Raw genomic sequence first — 18,462 nt, 5'->3', positions numbered from 1 at the left:
ACCTCTCTGGTTAAAATATTTTCTTGCGATAGGGTCTCTCTATGCTATAATATTACAAAATCATATATCCTTAAAAAAAGGAGAGGCTGTATGGACTGCGAAGAAATTAAAATTATAATTCCTAAATATTTTAATCACACTGCGAATGAAGATGAAATAAAAAATGTTGAAGAGCATCTTTGTGTTTGCCATGATTGTCGGAGTACTTTAGGCGAACTCATGGATAAGTTGGCTATTGACGAAGAATCGGTAAAATCAGAAGAAGCTCAGCCAGAGCCAGTAATAACACCTTCAGTTGAAAAAGAAGTTCCAGAGATTCAACCAGAGTTAGCTCCTGAACCGGCTTTGCCGGTTGAGCCAAGAGAGGATATGGAATATGTGCCTGGTGCAGCTGATATTTCTTCAGAGATACCAGCTATAGAACCAGAGCCAGAAATTAAAGAAACGCCAGTTGTTTCTGAGGAGATAACTGAAATTGTTCCTGAAAAAACCGAAGAGGCCTTGGCTTCTTTGGAACCAGAGTCTAATCAAGGAAAGCCTTCCGAAAATATTGAGCCAGTTCCCGCTGAAACTTTGGCCGAACCAGAAAAAGAGGAAATTCTTCCCGAGCCAGAACCAGAACCGGAGCCAGAGCCGAAAAAAACACCGGTTAGCGAACCTGAAGAGGAATTTGTGTTAGATGATATCCCACTTAATAAAAGCAAGGCAGGGATTCTTGAATATACCATACTGGCTATTGGTATAATTATTTTTGGCGCTTTGCTTTATCTTCTTTTAAAGGGTTAATTTAGTGAAAACCATAGCTTTGGGCATTACTCAAGGATTAACTGAATTCCTTCCAATAAGTAGCTCCGGACATCTTTATATCATAAAAAGACTTTTGTCTTTTAGCCAAAATTTACTTCCTTTCTTTGTTCTTCTTCATTTAGCAACTTTGTTGGCAGTCGTTATTTTTTTACGTCGAGACATATTGTCAGTTTTGTCTAAAAGAAGGATTTTGATTCAATTAGGGATAACTACCCTAGTTACTGCAATAATTGGCCTAGCTATTAACACTTTTTTAGTTGGTTTTTTTGAAAATAAACTTTGGATTGGTTTACTTCTCATCATAAATGGTCTAATTTTGCTTAGTATGAAAAAAGTTTTCGGACAGCGAAATTATGATACTGTTACCACAAAAGAATCATTATTTATCGGGTTATTGCAGGGCTTAGCTATATTTCCAGGGATATCTCGTTCAGGGATTACTATCGTTGGATTGATCGGTAGGGGTTTTAAACCAAAAGAGGCGTTTACGACCTCGTTTTTAATGATGATCCCAGTTACCTTAGGGGCATTTTTGCTAAAAATGAAGGAGCTACCCGACTTAAATATGTCAATTTTGGCTGCTAGTGGAGGTTTTGTGGCCGCATTTGCTTCAGGATTTTTAGCTTTGAAAATAGTCAAAAAAGTGCTAAAATCTGAGAAATTTGCTATTTTTGGTTATTACTGTATTTTAGTAGCAATTCTGAGCATAATTGTCTAAGGTAACTTAACCAAATCCCTAGAGGGGTAATTTCGTCGAGACAAATGAAGATAGATATTCGTGAAAAAGAGGGCATGGCCATTTTGGACCTAGAAGGGAATATTGATATCAATGCCTCTAATTTTGTTGAAACTGTTGGCTGGGTTCTTAGTAATAAATCCAAGAACGTCATTTGTAATTTTGAAGGTGTTAATTTAATTGATTATGTAGGCATATCACTTATTGCCGTAATTTATAAAAATGTATCGAATCATCAGGGAGCAATGAAGCTATGCAATGTTCCCTCCCATGTAATGAAATTATTTTCAATCGTAGGTTTAGATCGAATCTTTGAATATCATGTTACCGAAGATCATGCGATAAAGAAGATTAAGGAAGAAAAGAATATCATTGAGTCATCAGACAGTCAGTTTCGTCGACGCTTTAAACGAATACCGTTTAACTCCAGTATTGAATACCGACAGAAGTTTTCTAGTCAAGATGAGTTCTATAGCGGAAAAATTATCAATTTAAGCGGGGATGGAGTTTTTGTAGCTGCCCAAAAATTATTTTCAATGGGTGATTTATTACATACTCGAATACACCTAATTCCTGAACCAGGTACACTTGAAGTTGATGCTAAAATAGTCTGGATTTCTGACCAAGAGATACAGCCGGAAGATTTTCCCGGTATGGGGCTTGAATTTAATGACATAAATCCTGAAATTCAAGAAAAAATAGTACTTTTTGTTGAAAAACATACAACTCATTCGGCACAGGAATAGTCGAATTGTAAATTATGTGATATAATAAATCGGTTAAAAAGGAGGGCATATGCCATACGATAGCAATTTAGACGAGAAGATTTTTTCTAAATCTTGGGAATCAGAAACAACAAAAGTCACAGTCGGGGTATTTTCTTACAACAAAGGTGCTAAGAAGTTGCAAATTACCCGCGAAAATCGGGATTCAAACGGTGACTTTAGGCTTACCCGTTTAGGAAGAGTTTCTAAAGAAGAAGCTGAAGCAATCTTACCATTCATTCAAGAAGCAGTAACTTTGATGTAAAGAGCTCACCTCTTTAGAGCTAGTGATATTTTTAATGGAAATCAAGCGCTATATCTTCATAGTGATTGTCTGCTTAATCATTTTACCCCAAGGTAATGCCTTAGGTATTAATGAATATGGCTTTGAACTGGATGAGTATTTAATTTACTCAACGGTGGTTGACGAGTGGTATTCAAATGAGCAAAATAAAGAGATATTGATTCGAGATCATACCAGCGTTTACCAATTAGGCAGACCGATTGAAACTGAGCTAGACTACGTTAGACAGCAAATGCCTGTCCTAGAAGATGAAATTATTAATGATTTTAAGGCCAAGAATGTAAGGACTTATTCTTTAGAGAGCTTTATAAATCAACGGGTCGATTACATTATTATTAGTCAAAAAGAAATTGACTATATTTTTGATCATAATCCTCACTGGGATAGTTATTATGACCGTTATCCTAGTTCAGGAGGAATTTTAACTCTTTCTCGGGTAGGTTTTAACCGTCAAAGAACTCGTGCTATCTTGCATGTCGCTAATCAATGGAATCGCTCTACTGGAGCCGGGATTTATCTTTCAGTTGTTAAGCAAAAAGATGGTTCTTGGAAAATTGAAAACCAACAACGGACTTGGCATTCTTGGAATCGTGACAAGATTAACCCTTAAAATTTAAGATGAGTGATTCAAAAAGGCCCGAAAAAGAGGATCCTAGACTTGAATCTTTTCGTCGTCAAAGAGCTGAGAAAATAACTAGGTTAGCTGATTATCGTCAAAACTACAATTCAAAAATTTTCATGAAAGATCTAGAAAACTATTTTGACAAGGAAGTTGATTTTAATTTTGATAAAGTTAGTGAGGAAATAGAAAAACCTCAACGTTTAGAAAATCTAATTAAAAAGGCCGCTCAAAAAAACACTCATCCAATTATTGAATTCATTCAGGAGCTTTTTCAAGACATAGGCAAAAGTGGCGATGTTGAATGGTCTGGAGAGTGGTAAATTAAGCTGAAAGTTTCTCTTTAACTATTTGGCTAACTTTTTTCGAATCAGCCCGAACGCCAACCTTAGCGATCACTTCTTTCATTACTCGACCCATATCTTTAATTGAGGAAGCATTAGCATCCGAAATAGCTATTTCGATAATTTTTATCAATTCATCATCAGCAAGCGGTTTAGGCAGATATTTTTCTAAAAGGGCGATTTCTTGATTAGTGTTAGCAATCAAATCGTTTCTTTGTGACTGAGCAATACTTTTTTTAGTATCAAGGAGGCGTTTTTGCTGTTTTTTGAGTCCTGTTAAACCTTCCGTATCATCAACTTTATCTTTTTTTAAATCAATAGCCTTGTTTTTGAGTTCTGAGCGAATAATACCGAGAAGGTCAGAACTCACCTTTTCTTTGGCTTTGCGGGCAGCTATAAAATCCTGGTAAATTTTTTCTTCTAACATGGTCTTATTATAGCACGCATATTTTAACTCTCAAGTCTTTGTTTATAGCAAAGATATGATATAATTTTAATATGACTTTAATTTTTGTTGTAATTGGAGTATCGATTGCCCTAGTACTGTATTTAGTTAACAACGAAGATGATTCAGTTTTAAAAGGTACTCTGGGTACAAAGTTTGGCCTTAAGCCTGACTTGCAACAACAAAAAATTTCTGCCTTGTCAGAAAACCTTAAATCTTCAAAAAGGGAACTAACAAAATTAAAAAATGAAATTGTCGCCTTAACAAAAACTCAGGCTGAGTATCTCAGCTTGCAAGATGAGCATCAAAAGCTTAGCCTCAAGGCTAAAGAATTGGGCGAGGAAATTAACCGCAATAAAAAATGGCTTAATAGTCAGCAGCTTACTTTGAAAAAAGGAAAAGGTCCCTATGAGGCTTTGAGAGTTAAATTGATTACTAAGGAAAAGGATTTAGAGAAAGAGTTTTCCCGGAGTGTGCAGTTTAAAAAAGAACTTGATCAAGCTGAAGAAGTAATCAAAATTCGTGAAGTCAATATCAATCAATTGAAAGATAAGATTATTTCTTTGGAAAGTGAGCTAAAAGATCAGACTCAAAGAATGCACCAGCTATCTAAAGAAACTGTCGCACATGCTGCTGAAGTTGCTCAAATGAAAGAAAAACAACGTCAAAGCGAATGGGTATCTAAAGAAGAGTACTCTCTTTTAGAAGAACAAAGTGAAGAATTAAAAAATGAGTTAGAGATTAAATCTAAGGAGTTGGAGCTAAAAGGTAAAGATATCGAAAAAATTGATCAGGAGCGGATTCGTATTCTTAATAAATTACGCGAGATTAAACGAAGCGGCGTTATTAAGGACGATGAGTTAGCAGATATTCTTTTAATTGAGGACGGTGATTCTCAAAAAGAATCTTCCAATCTTGAGAATGAGTTAGTTCAGGCGCAGCCAAGTGAACCTATTTCAGAAACTAAGGAATTTGAAGAGTTACCTTCAGATAAAGAATCGCTAAAGGAAGACGAATCTTTAATCCAAGGGCAGGAAGGTGAAACTAAAGATTTGACCCAAGGGCAACCTGAAACCGCAAGTGAAGAAGTGACTCCGGAGCTATCGGCTCAAGAACCAGAAATACAAGCCGAGCCTAAGCCTGAAGCAGTAAAAAAAGTAGAGGAGCCACTGCCGGAGAGAAAAATAGAACTGGGCAAGATCCGTAATATTGGGATTATGGCCCATATTGATGCTGGGAAAACTACTCTTACTGAAAGAGTTCTTTTCTATACCGGCCGGTCGCACAAAATCGGCGAAGTTCATGACGGGGCAGCTCAGATGGATTGGATGAAACAAGAACAGGAAAGAGGTATAACTATAACTTCAGCTGCAACCACTTGTAGTTGGAAAGATTGCCAAATTACTATTATTGATACCCCCGGCCACGTTGATTTTACCGCTGAAGTTGAAAGATCGTTAAGGGTCCTAGATGGGGCAGTTGCTGTATTTTGTGCGGTGGGAGGAGTAGAGTCTCAAACTGAAACCGTATGGCGCCAATCGGATAAATATCATGTACCGAAGATAGCCTTTATAAATAAAATGGATCGGGTCGGGGCTGATTTTTTTAAGGTTTTAGAAGAGATCGAAAATACTATTGGGGCTAAACCAGTTGCCTTACAGATACCGATCGGTAAGGAAGGTGACTTTAAAGGCATAATTGATCTTATTAATATGAAAATGCATCTTTATAATGACGAATCCTTAGGCAAAGATATTAGGTCGGAAGATATTCATGAAAGCTATAAAGAAATCGCTCAAAGATACCGCCATAGTTTGGTTGATCGGGTAGCCTCTTATGATGGTAAATTAATGGAAAAATACTTACAGTCAGAGGAGTCAATCAGCAAAGACGATCTGACTGAGGCTTTGCGCAAAGCTACAGTTTCAAATAAGATTGTTCCGGTTTTTTGCGGGTCAGCATTAAAAAATAAGGGTGTTCAAGACTTGCTTGATGCAGTTGTTGCCTATCTACCTTCTCCGGCTGAAATTCCGCCAGTTATTGGTTCTGACCCCGATGATAAAGAAAAAAGCTTGGAACGTAAGCCTCAAGATGATGAATTTTTTTCAGCGCTTGCTTTTAAGGTCCAAGCTGACCAGCATGTAGGTAAATTGATCTATGCTCGAATCTATTCGGGATGCTTAAGGGCCGGAACTTATGTTTTAAATGCAACTAAAAATAAAAAAGAGCGTATCGGGAGAATTGTTCGAATGCATGCTAACCAACGAGAAAATGTTGACGCAGTGTTTGCCGGTGATATTGCGGCAATTGTCGGTCTCAGTTCCACTTTAACCGGCGATACACTCTCTGACATTCAAAATCCAATATTACTTGAGTCAATTGAATTTTCTGAGCCAGTCGTTTCAATCAGCATAAAACCGGAGAGTCGTTCCGATCAGGATAGGATGGCCAAGGGTTTAGCTAAACTAGCAGAAGAAGACCCCACTTTTAACGCTCATACCGACGAGGAAACCTCTGAAACAATTCTTTCTGGTATGGGAGAATTACATCTTGAAATAATCGTTGAACGTTTGAAGGAAGAATTTAAGGTTTCAGCGCAGGCCGGTCAGCCTAAAGTTGCCTATAAAGAAACAATCCTTCAGTCTACTAGCGAAGAGTATAAACATGCTAAGCAAAGCGGAGGCAGAGGCCAATACGGCCACGTAGCGATTGAGCTTTCTCCTAATGAAGAAGCTGCTGGTTTTGAATTTAAAGATAGCATTAAAGGTGGAGCAATACCTAAAAACTATATACCGGCAGTTGAGAAAGGTATTATTGAAGCAATGAAAAAAGGTTCTTATGCCGGTTATCCGGTGGTCGATGTTAAGGTAAAGCTCGTTGATGGTTCATACCATGAAGTTGATTCTTCAGAGTTAGCGTTTAAAATTGCTGCAAGAACTTGCTTTAAAAACGCTTTTTTAAAAGCGAGTCCGGTTCTTCTTGAGCCTTGCATGAGCTTGGAAGTACTTACTCCAGAAGAGCATACTAGTGGTATTGTTGGTTATCTTTGTGCGCGTCGGGGGAAAATTTTAGGTATGGATTCAAAAGGTAACCAAAAGCTAATTTCGGCTGAGGCTCCACTTTCGGAAATGTTTGGTTACGTAACCAATCTTAGGTCTTTATCTAGTGGCCGGGCAAGTTGCTCAATGCATTTTAAAAAGTACACCCAGGTACCAAAGGAAATAGCCCAAAAAATAATTGAGGAACAGAAGAAAGTGGTATAATAGTTTAAATGATTGATACTATACATAAAATTTTAATTATCTCTTCGGATAGTCAATTAAAAGAGGTTCTGCGCTTTTGTTTTGACGGTTGGGGATACGAAGTTTTCCTACGTGAATTTACTCAACCGCAAGATATCGAAAAAATAAAAAGAATTTCCCCTGATGTCATAGTCATTGATATTCAATCAGCCCGTAAAGAACAATTAGCCATGTGTCGGCTTTTAAAAGAAAATTTTGCCACTGCTTTTACTCCGGTCATAACTTTAATCAATAAGCGGCAATTACGCGCTCAATTATTAAGTCTAAAGCAAGGAGTCGATGATTATTTGATAAAACCACCAGACCCGCTTGATTTACGTATTCGAATTGAAATGGCTGCAAGACGCGCCCAACACAGTATTTATGCGAGTTCCTTAACTGGTCTTCCTGGTGCTAAAATATTTGAGGATGCCTTAAATGAAAAGTTTAAAACTGGAAAACCATTTTCATTTGCTTATTTAGATATTGATAATTTTAAATCTTTCAATGATGTCTATGGCTACCGTAAAGGTGACGGAGTAATTCTTCATACAACTCACTTGTTAATTGACGCGGTAAAAAAATTCGGAAATTCTGATGATTTTATCGGTCATATTGGAGGAGATGATTTTGTTTTTATCAGCACCATGGATAAATACGCACAAATATGCCACAATTTTATTAAAAGTTTCGATACGATTATTCCTTTTCATTACTCTGAAATAGATCGCAACCAAGGTTTTGTGGTTAATCGCGATCGAACTCGTAAATTAACAAATACACCTTTGATGACAATTTCGATTGCCGTAGTCAATCGAGAGTACACTTCTGGTATCGAAAATATGATTCAGCTTAATGAAAAAGTTACCGAAATAAAGCGTTACCTCAAAACTATCCCTGAGAGCAAATTTATGGTTGATCGTCGTGACACCAAAACAAATAAAGACGCAACACCGGAAATCTATCATCGAAAGACAACCAATGATAAACCTTTAGGTCAGATATTAATTGAACGAAAGGCAATTTCTCAAAATCAGCTCGATGAAGCTCTTTTAATTCATTGGAAAAGAGGAATTATGCTTGGAGAAATTTTAAAAGAACTCGGGTTTGTAACTGAAACCGAACTGGCTAGCACTTTGGAAATACAAAAATCTAAAGTTCGGTATTCGATTTCGGAAAATTAACAGTTTAACTGATATTTTTTTGGGGGTAACTATGCAAGAATTTTCAGAGTACATTATACTTGGCAACTCATTACAGGATTATATTGTTCATATTGGTGCATTCCTGTTAGCTTGTGTTGTAATAAAGATATTCGAGCTCATCATTTTAAAAAAACTCAGAAGTTTAGCTGCAAAGACGCTTACTAGTATTGATGATTTCTTAGCTGAAATTATTGAGAAAATAGCTATTCCGATTTTTTACCTTGCGGCCTTCTACTTAAGTCTTAAAACCTTGACCTTAAGTGAACAGGTTAATCGCGGCCTAGGCGTTCTAGTGATGGCGCTAATAACTTTTTTTACGGTCCGTTTATTGATTCGTATAATTACCTATAGTTTAGATGTTTATTGGCGAAAGTCTAGGCGCAGTGAAACTTTAAAGAATAGTCTAGAGGGTGTTTTGAGGGTTACTAAGTTTATTATTTGGGCCCTGGCTATTATTTTCTATTTAGACAACTTAGGTTTTAAAATATCAACGGTTATTGCCGGGTTGGGTATTGGTGGTGTAGCCATTGCTTTGGCTGCCCAAGCAGTTCTAAAGGATTTATTTAGTTATTTTTCAATTATTTTTGACCGTCCCTTTGAAGTTGGCGATTTTGTTATTGTTGGCGATCTTTTGGGAACAGTAGAAAACATTGGAATTAAAACTACTCGAATTCGCAGTTTAGGCGGCGAACAGCTAGTTTTTTCTAACTCTGATTTGACGGATTCTCGCTTACGTAATTATAAGCGAATGCAGAAACGAAGAGTGATGTTTCAGCTGGGTACTACTTATGACACATCTCTTTCTAAGTTAAAAGAAATACCTAAGATTATTGGGGAGATAATTGAAGGTGTTGAGGGTGCCACTTTGGATCGAGCTCATTTCTTTTCTTATGGTGAGTTTAATCTTATTTTTGAGGTAGTCTATTACGTGCTTAGCAGTGATTATAATAAATATATGGATATTCAACAAGAGATAAACCTGGGCATTAAGGGTGAATTTGAGAAGAAAAAGATTGAATTTGCTTTTCCTACTCAGACTGTTCATCTGACAAAGTAACGATATTGTATATATATTCTGAATATTGGGTTGAAATTAGCACCAAAAATATTGTATAATTAAGGTGCCGATAAGGGCAAACCTTACGAAAGTAAGGGGCGCAAAACTGACAGACCTAAGATAGTTCTTGGGCGAGATGATTCGCAAGCTCTCCTAAAACGCAACGCTCCCCAACTTTGCGAGTATGAGCCTTAGACTATGATGGTGGCTGAGTTGCCGGTAGACACACCGTGAAGCCCTTGTCGGTTTTTTTAATCTTGTCAGTTTCAACTTCAAAAAATAAATAGTTTTATGAATCCTTATTTAGTTATTATTTTAGCTATTTTAATCGGCGAGTATGTCTTGCGGGTGACCGTAGAGATGTTAAATATTTCCTCAGTTGGTTTTAGTCTACCTGCAGAATTTGAAGGTTATTATAATCCTGAGGACTATAGTCGTTCGCAAAAATACCTTAAAGAAAATACTTACTTTAGTCTTATTCAAAAAACCGTCTTTACGACAGTTGTTATCATTTTTATTCTAAGCGGAGGATTCAATTTAGTTGACCGAATCTCCCGAGATTTGAGCTCAAATATTGAGTTTAGCGGTTTAATTTTTGCCGGAATTATTGTTTTCGGACTTCAAATTATTGAGATACCTTTTTCTATTTATCAGACCTTTGTTATTGAAGAGAAGTATGGATTCAATAAAACTACCGTAAAAACTTTTATTACTGATCTAATTAAAAACTGGATATTGTTGGTAATTATTGCCGGTCCGGCTTTCTATTTAATTGTACGTCTTTTTGTCGAGTTTAGCGATCAGGGAGCTTGGCTTTGGTGTTGGTTGGCTACGGTTCTCTTAAGTACTTTTTTTATTTTTATTGCTCCGGTGTTAATTTTACCGCTTTTTAACAAATTTACCCCCTTAGAAGATGGGGAGCTTAAAAAGGCGGTTAGCGATTATGCTAATTCGCAAAAGTTCAAGATAAAGGGTATTTTTAAAATTGATGGGTCGCGTCGGTCAAGTAAGTCTAACGCTTTTTTTACTGGTTTAGGCAAATCTCGTCGGATTGCTTTATTTGACACTTTAATTCAAAAACACACTACTGAAGAAATTGTTTCTGTTTTAGCACATGAAGTTGGCCACTATAAAAAGAAACATATTATAAAACGTCTTTTACTCTCAGCATTAACTAAAGGTCTGATGTTTTACCTGCTTTCATTTTTTATAAAAAATCCTGGGCTATTCAATGCTTTTAGAATGGATGAAATATCAGTTTACGCTGGGCTTATATTCTTTAGCTTCCTTTATACACCAATTAGTTTTATTTTTTCAATATTCGGTAATTTGCTTTCGCGAAAACATGAATATGAAGCTGATCGCTATGCGGTAAGGACCTATCAAAATCCGGAGGCCTTTATCTCGGCGCTTAAAAAGCTCACTGTAAACAATCTTTCTAATTTAAGCCCGCATCGATTAAAGGTATTTTTGGATTATAGTCATCCGCCGGTATTGAAACGGGTCGAAGCTATTCGTAAGATGCCCTAAAAAGTGCCCCCTAGAATGCCCCTATTTAGCTCAAAAATAGCTCTATTTTGGACAATATCAATAATATATATAATTAGGGCATTTAAAACCGATAGGCTTCAAATAGGCCAAATAAACCCAAAATTATGCTAAAGTACATCCTGCATGTAGATATGGATGCCTTTTTCGCTGCTGTTGAGCAGCGCGATAATCCGAATTTAGCTGGTAAACCAATAATTATTGGTGCTGACCCCAAAAAAGGAAATGGTAGGGGGGTGGTTTCAACTTGTTCTTATGAGGCTCGGAAATTTGGGATATATTCAAGCTTGCCGATATCCTTGGCCTACAAGAAATGTCCTCAGGGCGTTTTTCTTCCGGTTAATATGGATAAATATCATCAAGCCTCAGAAGAAATCTATAAAATATTTTATAATTTTACACCTAAGGTCGAGCCGATTAGTATTGACGAAGCTTTTTTGGATATAACTGGGAGTTTTCACCTTTTTGGCGGCCCAAAGAAAACCTGCCAAGCACTTAAAGACCAGATAAAAAAAACAACTGGACTTACCGCTTCAGTTGGTTGCGCTCCGACCAAGATGGCTGCCAAGATTGCTTCTGATCTTGAAAAACCTGACGGCTTAGTTATGGTTACCGAAAGTAATTTGCGTGACTTTCTTCATCCTTTAGAAATTAATAAAATTTGGGGATTAGGTAAAAAAAGTACTGCAGTTTTTAAAGAGCGAGGCATAAAAACTATCGGTGATTTAGCGGAAAAAAAATTAGAAACGATAATCGAAATTTTTGGTGAAAATGGTCGACACTGGTGGGAGCTAGCCAAAGGAATTGATCAACGTCCAGTAGAAGCCAACGATCAAATAAAATCAATAAGCAACGAAATTACTTTCGAGCGTGACACTAACGATAAAGAGCTAATTAAAGATACCCTGGTTGGGCTTTCAGAGAAGGTTTCACGCCGCCTGCGTTCAGAAGGTTTAAAGGCAAGGACGATAACTTTAAAGATACGTCTTAAAGGTTACAAAACCTACACTCGATCGTTAACCTTGATTGCCGCTACTAACTTTGTCGATACAATCTATAAGACGGCTAGAAAACTTTTGTCGGACTTTGAACTTAAAAAAAGAGAAGTACGCCTGTTAGGTGTTAAAGCATCGAACTGTATGGACTCTGAAATCAAAGATAGTCTTTTTGAGGGAGAAAAAGATAAAAAGAAAGAAAGGGTTCATCAGGCAGTAGATTCAATAAGAAATAAATTCGGCAACCAGGCTATTTATCGAGCCAAAAAAACATTTTTAAGCTAAAGTAATAGTCTCAGTCTTGAGATAGTAAGTCAATTATGATAATATATACAGAGGTAAAAAAGGAGGTTTGTGATGTTACCAACAATTATTATTCTCGGGGTACTGGTTTTAATTCCGGTTTTTCTTTACAATAGCTTGGTTGGAAAAAAGAACCAGGTCCAAAATGTATTTGCCAGTATCGACACTTTACTGAAGAAAAGGTATGACCTTATTCCGAATCTAATCGCTACAGTTAAAACTTACATGCAACATGAAAGGGGCACCTTAACTGAAATAACTGAGATGAGAGCTAAGGCTGTTTCCAGTTCACTTTCTGATGATCAAAAGGTTGACCTGGATAATAAAATGACCAAAGCTTTGGGCGGAATAATGGTCGCTGTTGAGAATTATCCAGATCTTAAGGCCAATCAGAATTTCCTACAGCTTCAGGGGACTTTAAATGAAGTAGAGGAACAGATTTCGGCAGCTCGCCGAGCCTACAATGCTTCAGTTACTGATTACAATAATGCGGTTGAAATGTTTCCGACTAATATAGTAGCTTCAATGATGAATTATAAACGCAAGCAAGTATTTGAAATAGTTGAAAAAGAACGTAAAAACGTTAGCGTAAAGGATCTTTTTAATAAGTAATTTCTAGAAAAAAGAAGCCTTAATGAAAACGATAAGAGAACTAGAAGATTACTATAGCACCGTGCTTTGGTCAGAATTAAAAATCCTAGAGCAGCAACGCAAGCAAGTATTAAAAAAAATCTATATAGTAGTGGCGATCATTACGCCTTTGGCCATAATCTTAGCCCTTCTAGCCCATGTGGTTCACTTTATATTTTTCGGCATTGTTGGCTGTATTGTAGCCACACAGATAATTTCAAGTGCTTACCGGAAAAATTTCAAAAGTAGCATAATTGAGAAAATTATTAAGGCGGTTGATGGCAATCTGCAATATTCGCCAACCAAGTACATATCCTTAGATGATTTTACTGAAAGTAAGATTTTTAACTTGCGGCCGAACAGATATAAAGGTGACGATTATATCCAAGGAACCATAGATAAAACCCAGGTTAGATTTTCAGAATTGCACGCCGCGCATGAATCCGGTAGCGGCAAAAATAGAAACCGAACTCCGATTTTTAATGGACTATTTTTTATTGCTGATTTTAATAAGTCCTTTAAGGGTATTACTGTGGTTTTGCCAGATATTGCCGAACGGCTCTTTGGTGGTATTGGAAAAATGCTACAATCCTGGAATAAGATGCGAGGAGAACCCATAAGGTTAGAAGACCCGGAGTTTGAAAAATTTTTTGCAGTATACGGAAGTGACCAGATCGAGGCTCGCTATATTCTTTCAACAAGCTTAATGAAACGAATCGCTGACTTCAGAAAGAAAACCAAAAAAGCAATCTACATTTCATTTGTAAAATCAAAAATATTTGTCGCAATACCTTATGCCCGAAGGCTCTTTGAGCCGCGGATATTTAAAACTCTCTTGGACTTTGCGCCGATAAAACAATACTATGAAGATTTAGGTATGGCTGTTAGCATAGCCGAAGATCTCAATTTAAATACACGTATTTGGACGAAAGCCTAGGTTATTAAAAAAAGGGAGGTGTTTATATGGAAAGTTATGCAATGCTAATGAAGGCTGTTGGTTTGGTGATTGTGAGTTTTTTTGTACTGCTAGGAGCATCTAAAACTGACTCTGAAAACCTAAAAAAATTTGGTAGAGTCCTTGCAATTACAATATGGTTATTAGCTCTTTCTTCGGTGGTTGGCGCTCTTTTTAACACTATTGCTGAAAAAAAATATGAAAAGTATGTTATTTCTTCTTACAAAGATGAATTTGTTGGAAAAATGAAGCAAAGGGGTTCTTGTAATCGTAAGCGAATGGAGCAGAATAACTGGTAAAGTAAGAAGAGAGGAGGTAAGCATGAAAATTAGCGTTCAAAAGGTAAGGATTTTTAAGATGGAAAACCGTAAAGGTTATGCTGCCTTGTGTCTCAACCACCTCACTGAAGGCCGAACGCTCTATCAAGTTTACGACCGAATGTTGAAAGCTTTACGAAGAAGTGGAATAAGCATACAAAAGCCACCGACAAACATTAAGCGGCTAGTTAGAAAAAAAGTTTAGTCTAAAAAGCCTCTAAGCTGATGTTTCTGGGCTTCAAATTGCAATGTTATGACTTTGCCGCAGATTAAAAAGACTCTTGCTAATTATAGTAATAAGAAAAAAGCTAAAATCTTACAGAGTTTTTTTAAAACTGGTTCCGGTGAATATGCTGAAGGTGATATTTTTATCGGAGTCACTGTGCCTCAAATTCGTAAACTTGCCAAAGAATATCAAAATATAAGCCTGGTTGTTTTAAAAAAACTTATTAAATCACCAATTCACGAAGAACGCTTATTAGCACTGATAATTCTTGTTTTAAAATTTCAAGAAGCTACTACTGGCAAGAAAGCCGAAATTTATAGATTATATTTACAAAACACCAGCTATGTTAACAATTGGGACTTAGTTGATTTAACTGCTGCCAATATTGTTGGGGCTTACCTTTGGGATAAGAACCGAAGCATTTTATTTAAATTAGCGAAATCAAAGAACCTTTGGGAAAGACGAATAGCCATTGTTTCAACAGCTTACTTCATAAAAAATAATCAGTTTAAAGATACTTTAAAAGTAGCTAAAATGTTACTTTGCGACAAAGAAGATTTAATTCATAAGGCAACTGGTTGGATGTTACGTGAGGTTGGTAAGCGTGACCAGTCGTTAGAGGAGAGGTTTTTAAGTAAATATCAGCTAAAAATGCCCCGAATCACAGTTAGATATGCCATTGAGAGATTTCCTGAGGCCAGAAGACAAGCCTACCTTAAATTAAAAAAATCTTAAAAATCCTTACTGAGCAATATTTTATTGCTGGATCGGTCGGCCGATTGCCTAAATTACCTTGATAATATGTTAAAATCGTGTTATATTATATATGCCACGAAATATTATGTGGAAAAAACAAATAAATAGATTAACTAAAAAACAGCTTAGATGTTCAAAAGCGTTAGAAAAACTGACGCTTTTTTTATTTTTGGCGGTTTTATGTTAAAAAAATCCTTAATCGATAATACACGAGTTGCTATCCTTTGGGCCGAAGCTGAATCTGGTTTAATCATAGAGTGTAACAAGGCCGCTGAAAATCTTTTTGCCAGAAAAAGAAAAGAACTTATTGGAATGCACCAGTCTTCAATCCATCCGCCTGAGAAATCCCAAGAATACGTTAAAATGTTTAAACGGCTGATAAAGCAAAATGGGGAAATTATCCGCGAGGCAGAGATAATAACTAAAACCGGAGAAGTAAAACCAGTCTTGATAACTACTTTGTTAACTTTTTCTGGTGGCAAACCGGTAGTCCAAGGTATCTTTCAAGACGCCACCAAAAATCAAGAATTAATCCATTCTTTAAACGAAAGTGAATCGCGTTTTAAAACTATGTTTGAGGTTTCCGGAATCGGCATAGCTTTAGTTGAGCCTAATGGTACTTTTTTAAAAGTTAATAAATCTTTGTGTTCAATCTTAGGCTATTCGAAGAAAGAATTATTAAGTAGTAATTTTCAGGAAATAACTCATCCTGAGGACATCGGCATTGAGATCGATTACGTTGAGAAGATGCTAAAGGGGAGTTTACCTTATTATTGCATTGAAAAACGTTATGTTCGCAAAGACGGAGAAGTAATCTGGATTCTTTTAACTGCTTCATTAGTTTGTGGTGTTGACGGTAGGCCTTTGTATTTTGTTTTTCAAGTGCAAGATATTGATGAGCAGAGAAAAGCCCTAAAAGATATAAAGGGGGAAAAGGCGCGCATTCAGGAATATCTTAAAATTGCCAATGTCATAATTATCGTGATTGATTCTGATCAGAAAGTCAGCCTAATCAATAAAAAGGGATGTGAAATATTAGGTTATTCTGAACAAGAAATTATTGGAAAAAATTGGTTTGATAATTTTATTCCTGAAGATGAAAGGGCTAAAGTTAAAGAAGTATATAGTCAGCTTATTTCTGGGGAATTGGCTCCGGTTGAATATTTCGAAAACAACGTTTTGACTGCTTCTGGAGAAAAAAGAATCATTGGTTGGCATAATTCATTTTTACGTGACAATGACGGGAAAATTATTTCAACATTAGGCTCTGGAGAAGATGTTACCGAAAAACAAAAAATCCAAAATGAGTTGGTCATTAACAATGAAGTAATGAAAAATCTAGCCGAAGGGGTTGTTTTAGTTTGTTTGCGTGATGCCAAGATTATTTCTGCAAATTCTAAATTTGAAAAAATGTTTGGTTATAAATCCGGGGAGCTGATTGGCAAGGACATCTCGGTAATTAATGCTCCAGGCAATAGAACCCCTAAGGAAATTAAGGATAAAATTGCACTTATTTTAAAAAAGGAAGGCGAATGGAAAGGGGAGGTCGAAAACATAAAGAAGGATGGGGCTCGTATTTGGTGTTATGTAAAGTCTTCACTGATTGATCATTCGGAATGTGGTAGAATTGCAGTTGAGGTACATAGTGATATTACTGAGCGAAAGAAAGCAGAGAGGGCCCTACAATCTTCGGAATCTCGCTATCGTCGTCTTTTTGAAACTGCTTGCGATGGTATGATGATCATTGATGTCTTGTCGAAAAAAATAATTGCCGTTAATCCAGCCTTAGTCAATATGTTGGGTTACTCAGAATCGGAAATTATTGGTAATGAGTTTTGCAATCTTGGGTTTGCAAAGAACAATGACACTGCTTGGCAAGCTTTTAAAAAACTAAGGAGTGAAAAAAGCCTACGCTATGATAATTTGACTCTTGAGAAAAAAAATGGTGAAAAGGTAGAGGTTGAACTAATTAGTAGTCTTTATTTGGTTGGAAGTAAGAAAATTATTCAGTGCAATATCCGCGATATCACAAAACGCGTAAGGGCCGAGAGGTTATTAAAACAAAGCGAGCAGCATCTTAAATACGTTAATTCCTATGATCCGCTCACCGGTATTTATAATCGTGCCTTTTTTGCTGAGGAGATGGCTCGTTTAAGCAAAGATTTTTCCCGTTCATTACCTTTAAGTATTTTATCTTTGGATATCGATCGGCTGAAACTAGTTAATGATACCTTTGGCCATAAAAGTGGTGATAAGTTATTAGTCGCAGCAACCAAGGTCATAACTACTCCTTTTAGAAAGATGGATTTGATTGCTCGAGTTGGTGGTGATGAGTTTTGTATTATATTGCCACAGGTTGATTATAAGGAAGCCTTAGTTAAACGAGATAAAATAAAAAAGTTAATCAATATTTATAATAGTAAGAAACCAGTAGTCCCGATGCATATCTCAATTGGTGTGGCCACCGCTCAAGATACCGGAAAAGAAACCGTTTATGATGTTTATCAGCGAGCCGACGATAATATGTATGAGGATCGCTCAGCTAAGCCTGAAATTCCTGAAAATAAGGTTATCGAGATGCTAGTAGCTGCTTTATCGGAAAGAGACTTTATATCTCAGGGTCACCTAGAGAGACTTTCAGTCTTGGCCGATAAAATGGCCGATGCTATAGCTCTTTCTGACAATGAGAAAAGAAACCTTGATCTTTTAGCTAAAATGCATGATTTAGGTAAGGTAGGAATACCGGATAAAATCTTATTTAAACCAAAAAGACTATCGGAAAAAGAATATGAAAAAATGAAGGAACATGTAAAGATCGGCCATATCATAGCTAGCCGTTCTAAAGAATTATCGCATATTGCAAATTTGATTCTTTACCATCATGAGTGGTGGAATGGTAAGGGTTATTTGACTGGATTAAAAGGGGAACAAATACCCTTAGAGTGCAGAATACTTACTATCTTAGATTCCTATGATGCTATGACTAATGTTCGTCCTTATCACCTAGGCGTGAGCAAAGAAGAAGCTGTTGCAGAAATAAGAAGATGTTCTGGGACTCAATTTGATCCTGAACTGGTAGATAAATTTACTTTGGTTATCGAAATGTTTTAATTCTCGCCGAAAGCATATCTTTTATCCCTATCAAAACGATCTAACTTTGGTATAATATT

At 36.5% G+C, this 18,462-nt stretch carries 18 protein-coding genes and 1 riboswitch; of the genes, 17 read left to right on the top strand and 1 reads right to left on the bottom strand.

The features are described from left to right. The first annotated feature begins 90 nt into the window (after nucleotides 1-90). From K9L86_02410 to K9L86_02385, 6 genes are read left to right on the top strand one after another with little or no spacing between them, the layout of a single operon-like run. A complete protein-coding gene (locus tag K9L86_02410; protein ID MCF7907713.1) occupies nucleotides 91-786 on the top strand; it encodes a zf-HC2 domain-containing protein in 696 nt (231 codons plus the stop codon). 4 nt (nucleotides 787-790) lie between these two features. After that, entirely contained in the window at nucleotides 791-1,525 is a 735-nt protein-coding gene (locus K9L86_02405; GenBank protein MCF7907712.1) for an undecaprenyl-diphosphate phosphatase, read from the top strand. A gap of 44 nt (nucleotides 1,526-1,569) precedes the next feature. Beyond that, nucleotides 1,570-2,289 carry an anti-sigma factor antagonist gene (locus tag K9L86_02400; protein MCF7907711.1) on the top strand — a complete coding sequence of 240 codons (720 nt, stop codon included), beginning with the start codon at nucleotides 1,570-1,572 and terminating at the stop codon, nucleotides 2,287-2,289. A 49-nt stretch (nucleotides 2,290-2,338) separates the two neighbouring features. Further along, entirely contained in the window at nucleotides 2,339-2,572 is a 234-nt protein-coding gene (locus K9L86_02395) for a hypothetical protein (GenBank protein ID MCF7907710.1), read from the top strand. A 34-nt stretch (nucleotides 2,573-2,606) separates the two neighbouring features. Further along, nucleotides 2,607-3,221 (top strand): hypothetical protein, encoded by a 615-nt coding sequence (locus K9L86_02390; protein ID MCF7907709.1) that lies wholly within the window; start codon nucleotides 2,607-2,609, stop codon nucleotides 3,219-3,221. An 8-nt stretch (nucleotides 3,222-3,229) separates the two neighbouring features. Further along, entirely contained in the window at nucleotides 3,230-3,553 is a 324-nt protein-coding gene (locus K9L86_02385) for a hypothetical protein (GenBank protein ID MCF7907708.1), read from the top strand. 1 nt (nucleotide 3,554) lies between these two features. On the opposite strand, the gene K9L86_02380 is transcribed toward K9L86_02385, so the two are convergent. Continuing rightward, on the bottom strand, nucleotides 3,555-4,001 hold the full coding sequence (locus tag K9L86_02380) for a GatB/YqeY domain-containing protein (protein MCF7907707.1): 447 nt from the start codon (nucleotides 3,999-4,001) through the stop codon (nucleotides 3,555-3,557). Between the two features lie 665 nt (nucleotides 4,002-4,666). Here K9L86_02380 and fusA point away from each other — a divergent pair. The 11 genes from fusA (at nucleotide 4,667) to K9L86_02325 (ending at nucleotide 18,403) form a co-directional block, all read left to right on the top strand. After that, nucleotides 4,667-7,282: an elongation factor G gene (fusA, locus tag K9L86_02375; protein MCF7907706.1), complete on the top strand. Its 2,616-nt coding sequence runs from the start codon at nucleotides 4,667-4,669 to the stop codon at nucleotides 7,280-7,282. Between the two features lie 8 nt (nucleotides 7,283-7,290). Beyond that, the gene (locus K9L86_02370) at nucleotides 7,291-8,484 is read left to right on the top strand and encodes a diguanylate cyclase (protein MCF7907705.1); all 1,194 of its coding nucleotides are present in this window, start codon (nucleotides 7,291-7,293) and stop codon (nucleotides 8,482-8,484) included. A 31-nt stretch (nucleotides 8,485-8,515) separates the two neighbouring features. Further along, on the top strand, nucleotides 8,516-9,562 hold the full coding sequence (locus tag K9L86_02365) for a mechanosensitive ion channel family protein (protein ID MCF7907704.1): 1,047 nt from the start codon (nucleotides 8,516-8,518) through the stop codon (nucleotides 9,560-9,562). 65 nt (nucleotides 9,563-9,627) lie between these two features. Then, nucleotides 9,628-9,783: riboswitch (cyclic di-GMP riboswitch) on the top strand. 70 nt (nucleotides 9,784-9,853) lie between these two features. Then, nucleotides 9,854-11,092, top strand: coding sequence for a M48 family metallopeptidase (locus tag K9L86_02360; protein ID MCF7907703.1), 1,239 nt, complete (start codon nucleotides 9,854-9,856; stop codon nucleotides 11,090-11,092). Nucleotides 11,093-11,217: 125 nt separating this feature from the next. Next, nucleotides 11,218-12,390 carry a DNA polymerase IV gene (locus tag K9L86_02355; GenBank protein ID MCF7907702.1) on the top strand — a complete coding sequence of 391 codons (1,173 nt, stop codon included), beginning with the start codon at nucleotides 11,218-11,220 and terminating at the stop codon, nucleotides 12,388-12,390. Nucleotides 12,391-12,462: 72 nt separating this feature from the next. Continuing rightward, the gene (locus K9L86_02350; GenBank protein MCF7907701.1) at nucleotides 12,463-13,020 is read left to right on the top strand and encodes a LemA family protein; all 558 of its coding nucleotides are present in this window, start codon (nucleotides 12,463-12,465) and stop codon (nucleotides 13,018-13,020) included. A gap of 22 nt (nucleotides 13,021-13,042) precedes the next feature. Beyond that, on the top strand, nucleotides 13,043-13,975 hold the full coding sequence (locus K9L86_02345) for a DUF3137 domain-containing protein (GenBank protein ID MCF7907700.1): 933 nt from the start codon (nucleotides 13,043-13,045) through the stop codon (nucleotides 13,973-13,975). A gap of 26 nt (nucleotides 13,976-14,001) precedes the next feature. Then, nucleotides 14,002-14,292 carry a hypothetical protein gene (locus K9L86_02340; protein ID MCF7907699.1) on the top strand — a complete coding sequence of 97 codons (291 nt, stop codon included), beginning with the start codon at nucleotides 14,002-14,004 and terminating at the stop codon, nucleotides 14,290-14,292. Nucleotides 14,293-14,314: 22 nt separating this feature from the next. Continuing rightward, entirely contained in the window at nucleotides 14,315-14,515 is a 201-nt protein-coding gene (locus tag K9L86_02335; protein MCF7907698.1) for a hypothetical protein, read from the top strand. Nucleotides 14,516-14,563: 48 nt separating this feature from the next. Beyond that, a complete protein-coding gene (locus K9L86_02330; protein ID MCF7907697.1) occupies nucleotides 14,564-15,271 on the top strand; it encodes a DNA alkylation repair protein in 708 nt (235 codons plus the stop codon). Between the two features lie 201 nt (nucleotides 15,272-15,472). Continuing rightward, on the top strand, nucleotides 15,473-18,403 hold the full coding sequence (locus K9L86_02325; protein MCF7907696.1) for a PAS domain S-box protein: 2,931 nt from the start codon (nucleotides 15,473-15,475) through the stop codon (nucleotides 18,401-18,403). Nucleotides 18,404-18,462: the final 59 nt, after the last annotated feature.

The sequence above is a fragment of the Candidatus Omnitrophota bacterium genome (assembly GCA_021735655.1).
In the GTDB taxonomy this organism is placed as follows: Bacteria; Omnitrophota; Gorgyraeia; order Duberdicusellales; family 4484-171; genus JAHKAJ01.
This window is presented reverse-complemented; position numbering and strand designations above follow the sequence as displayed.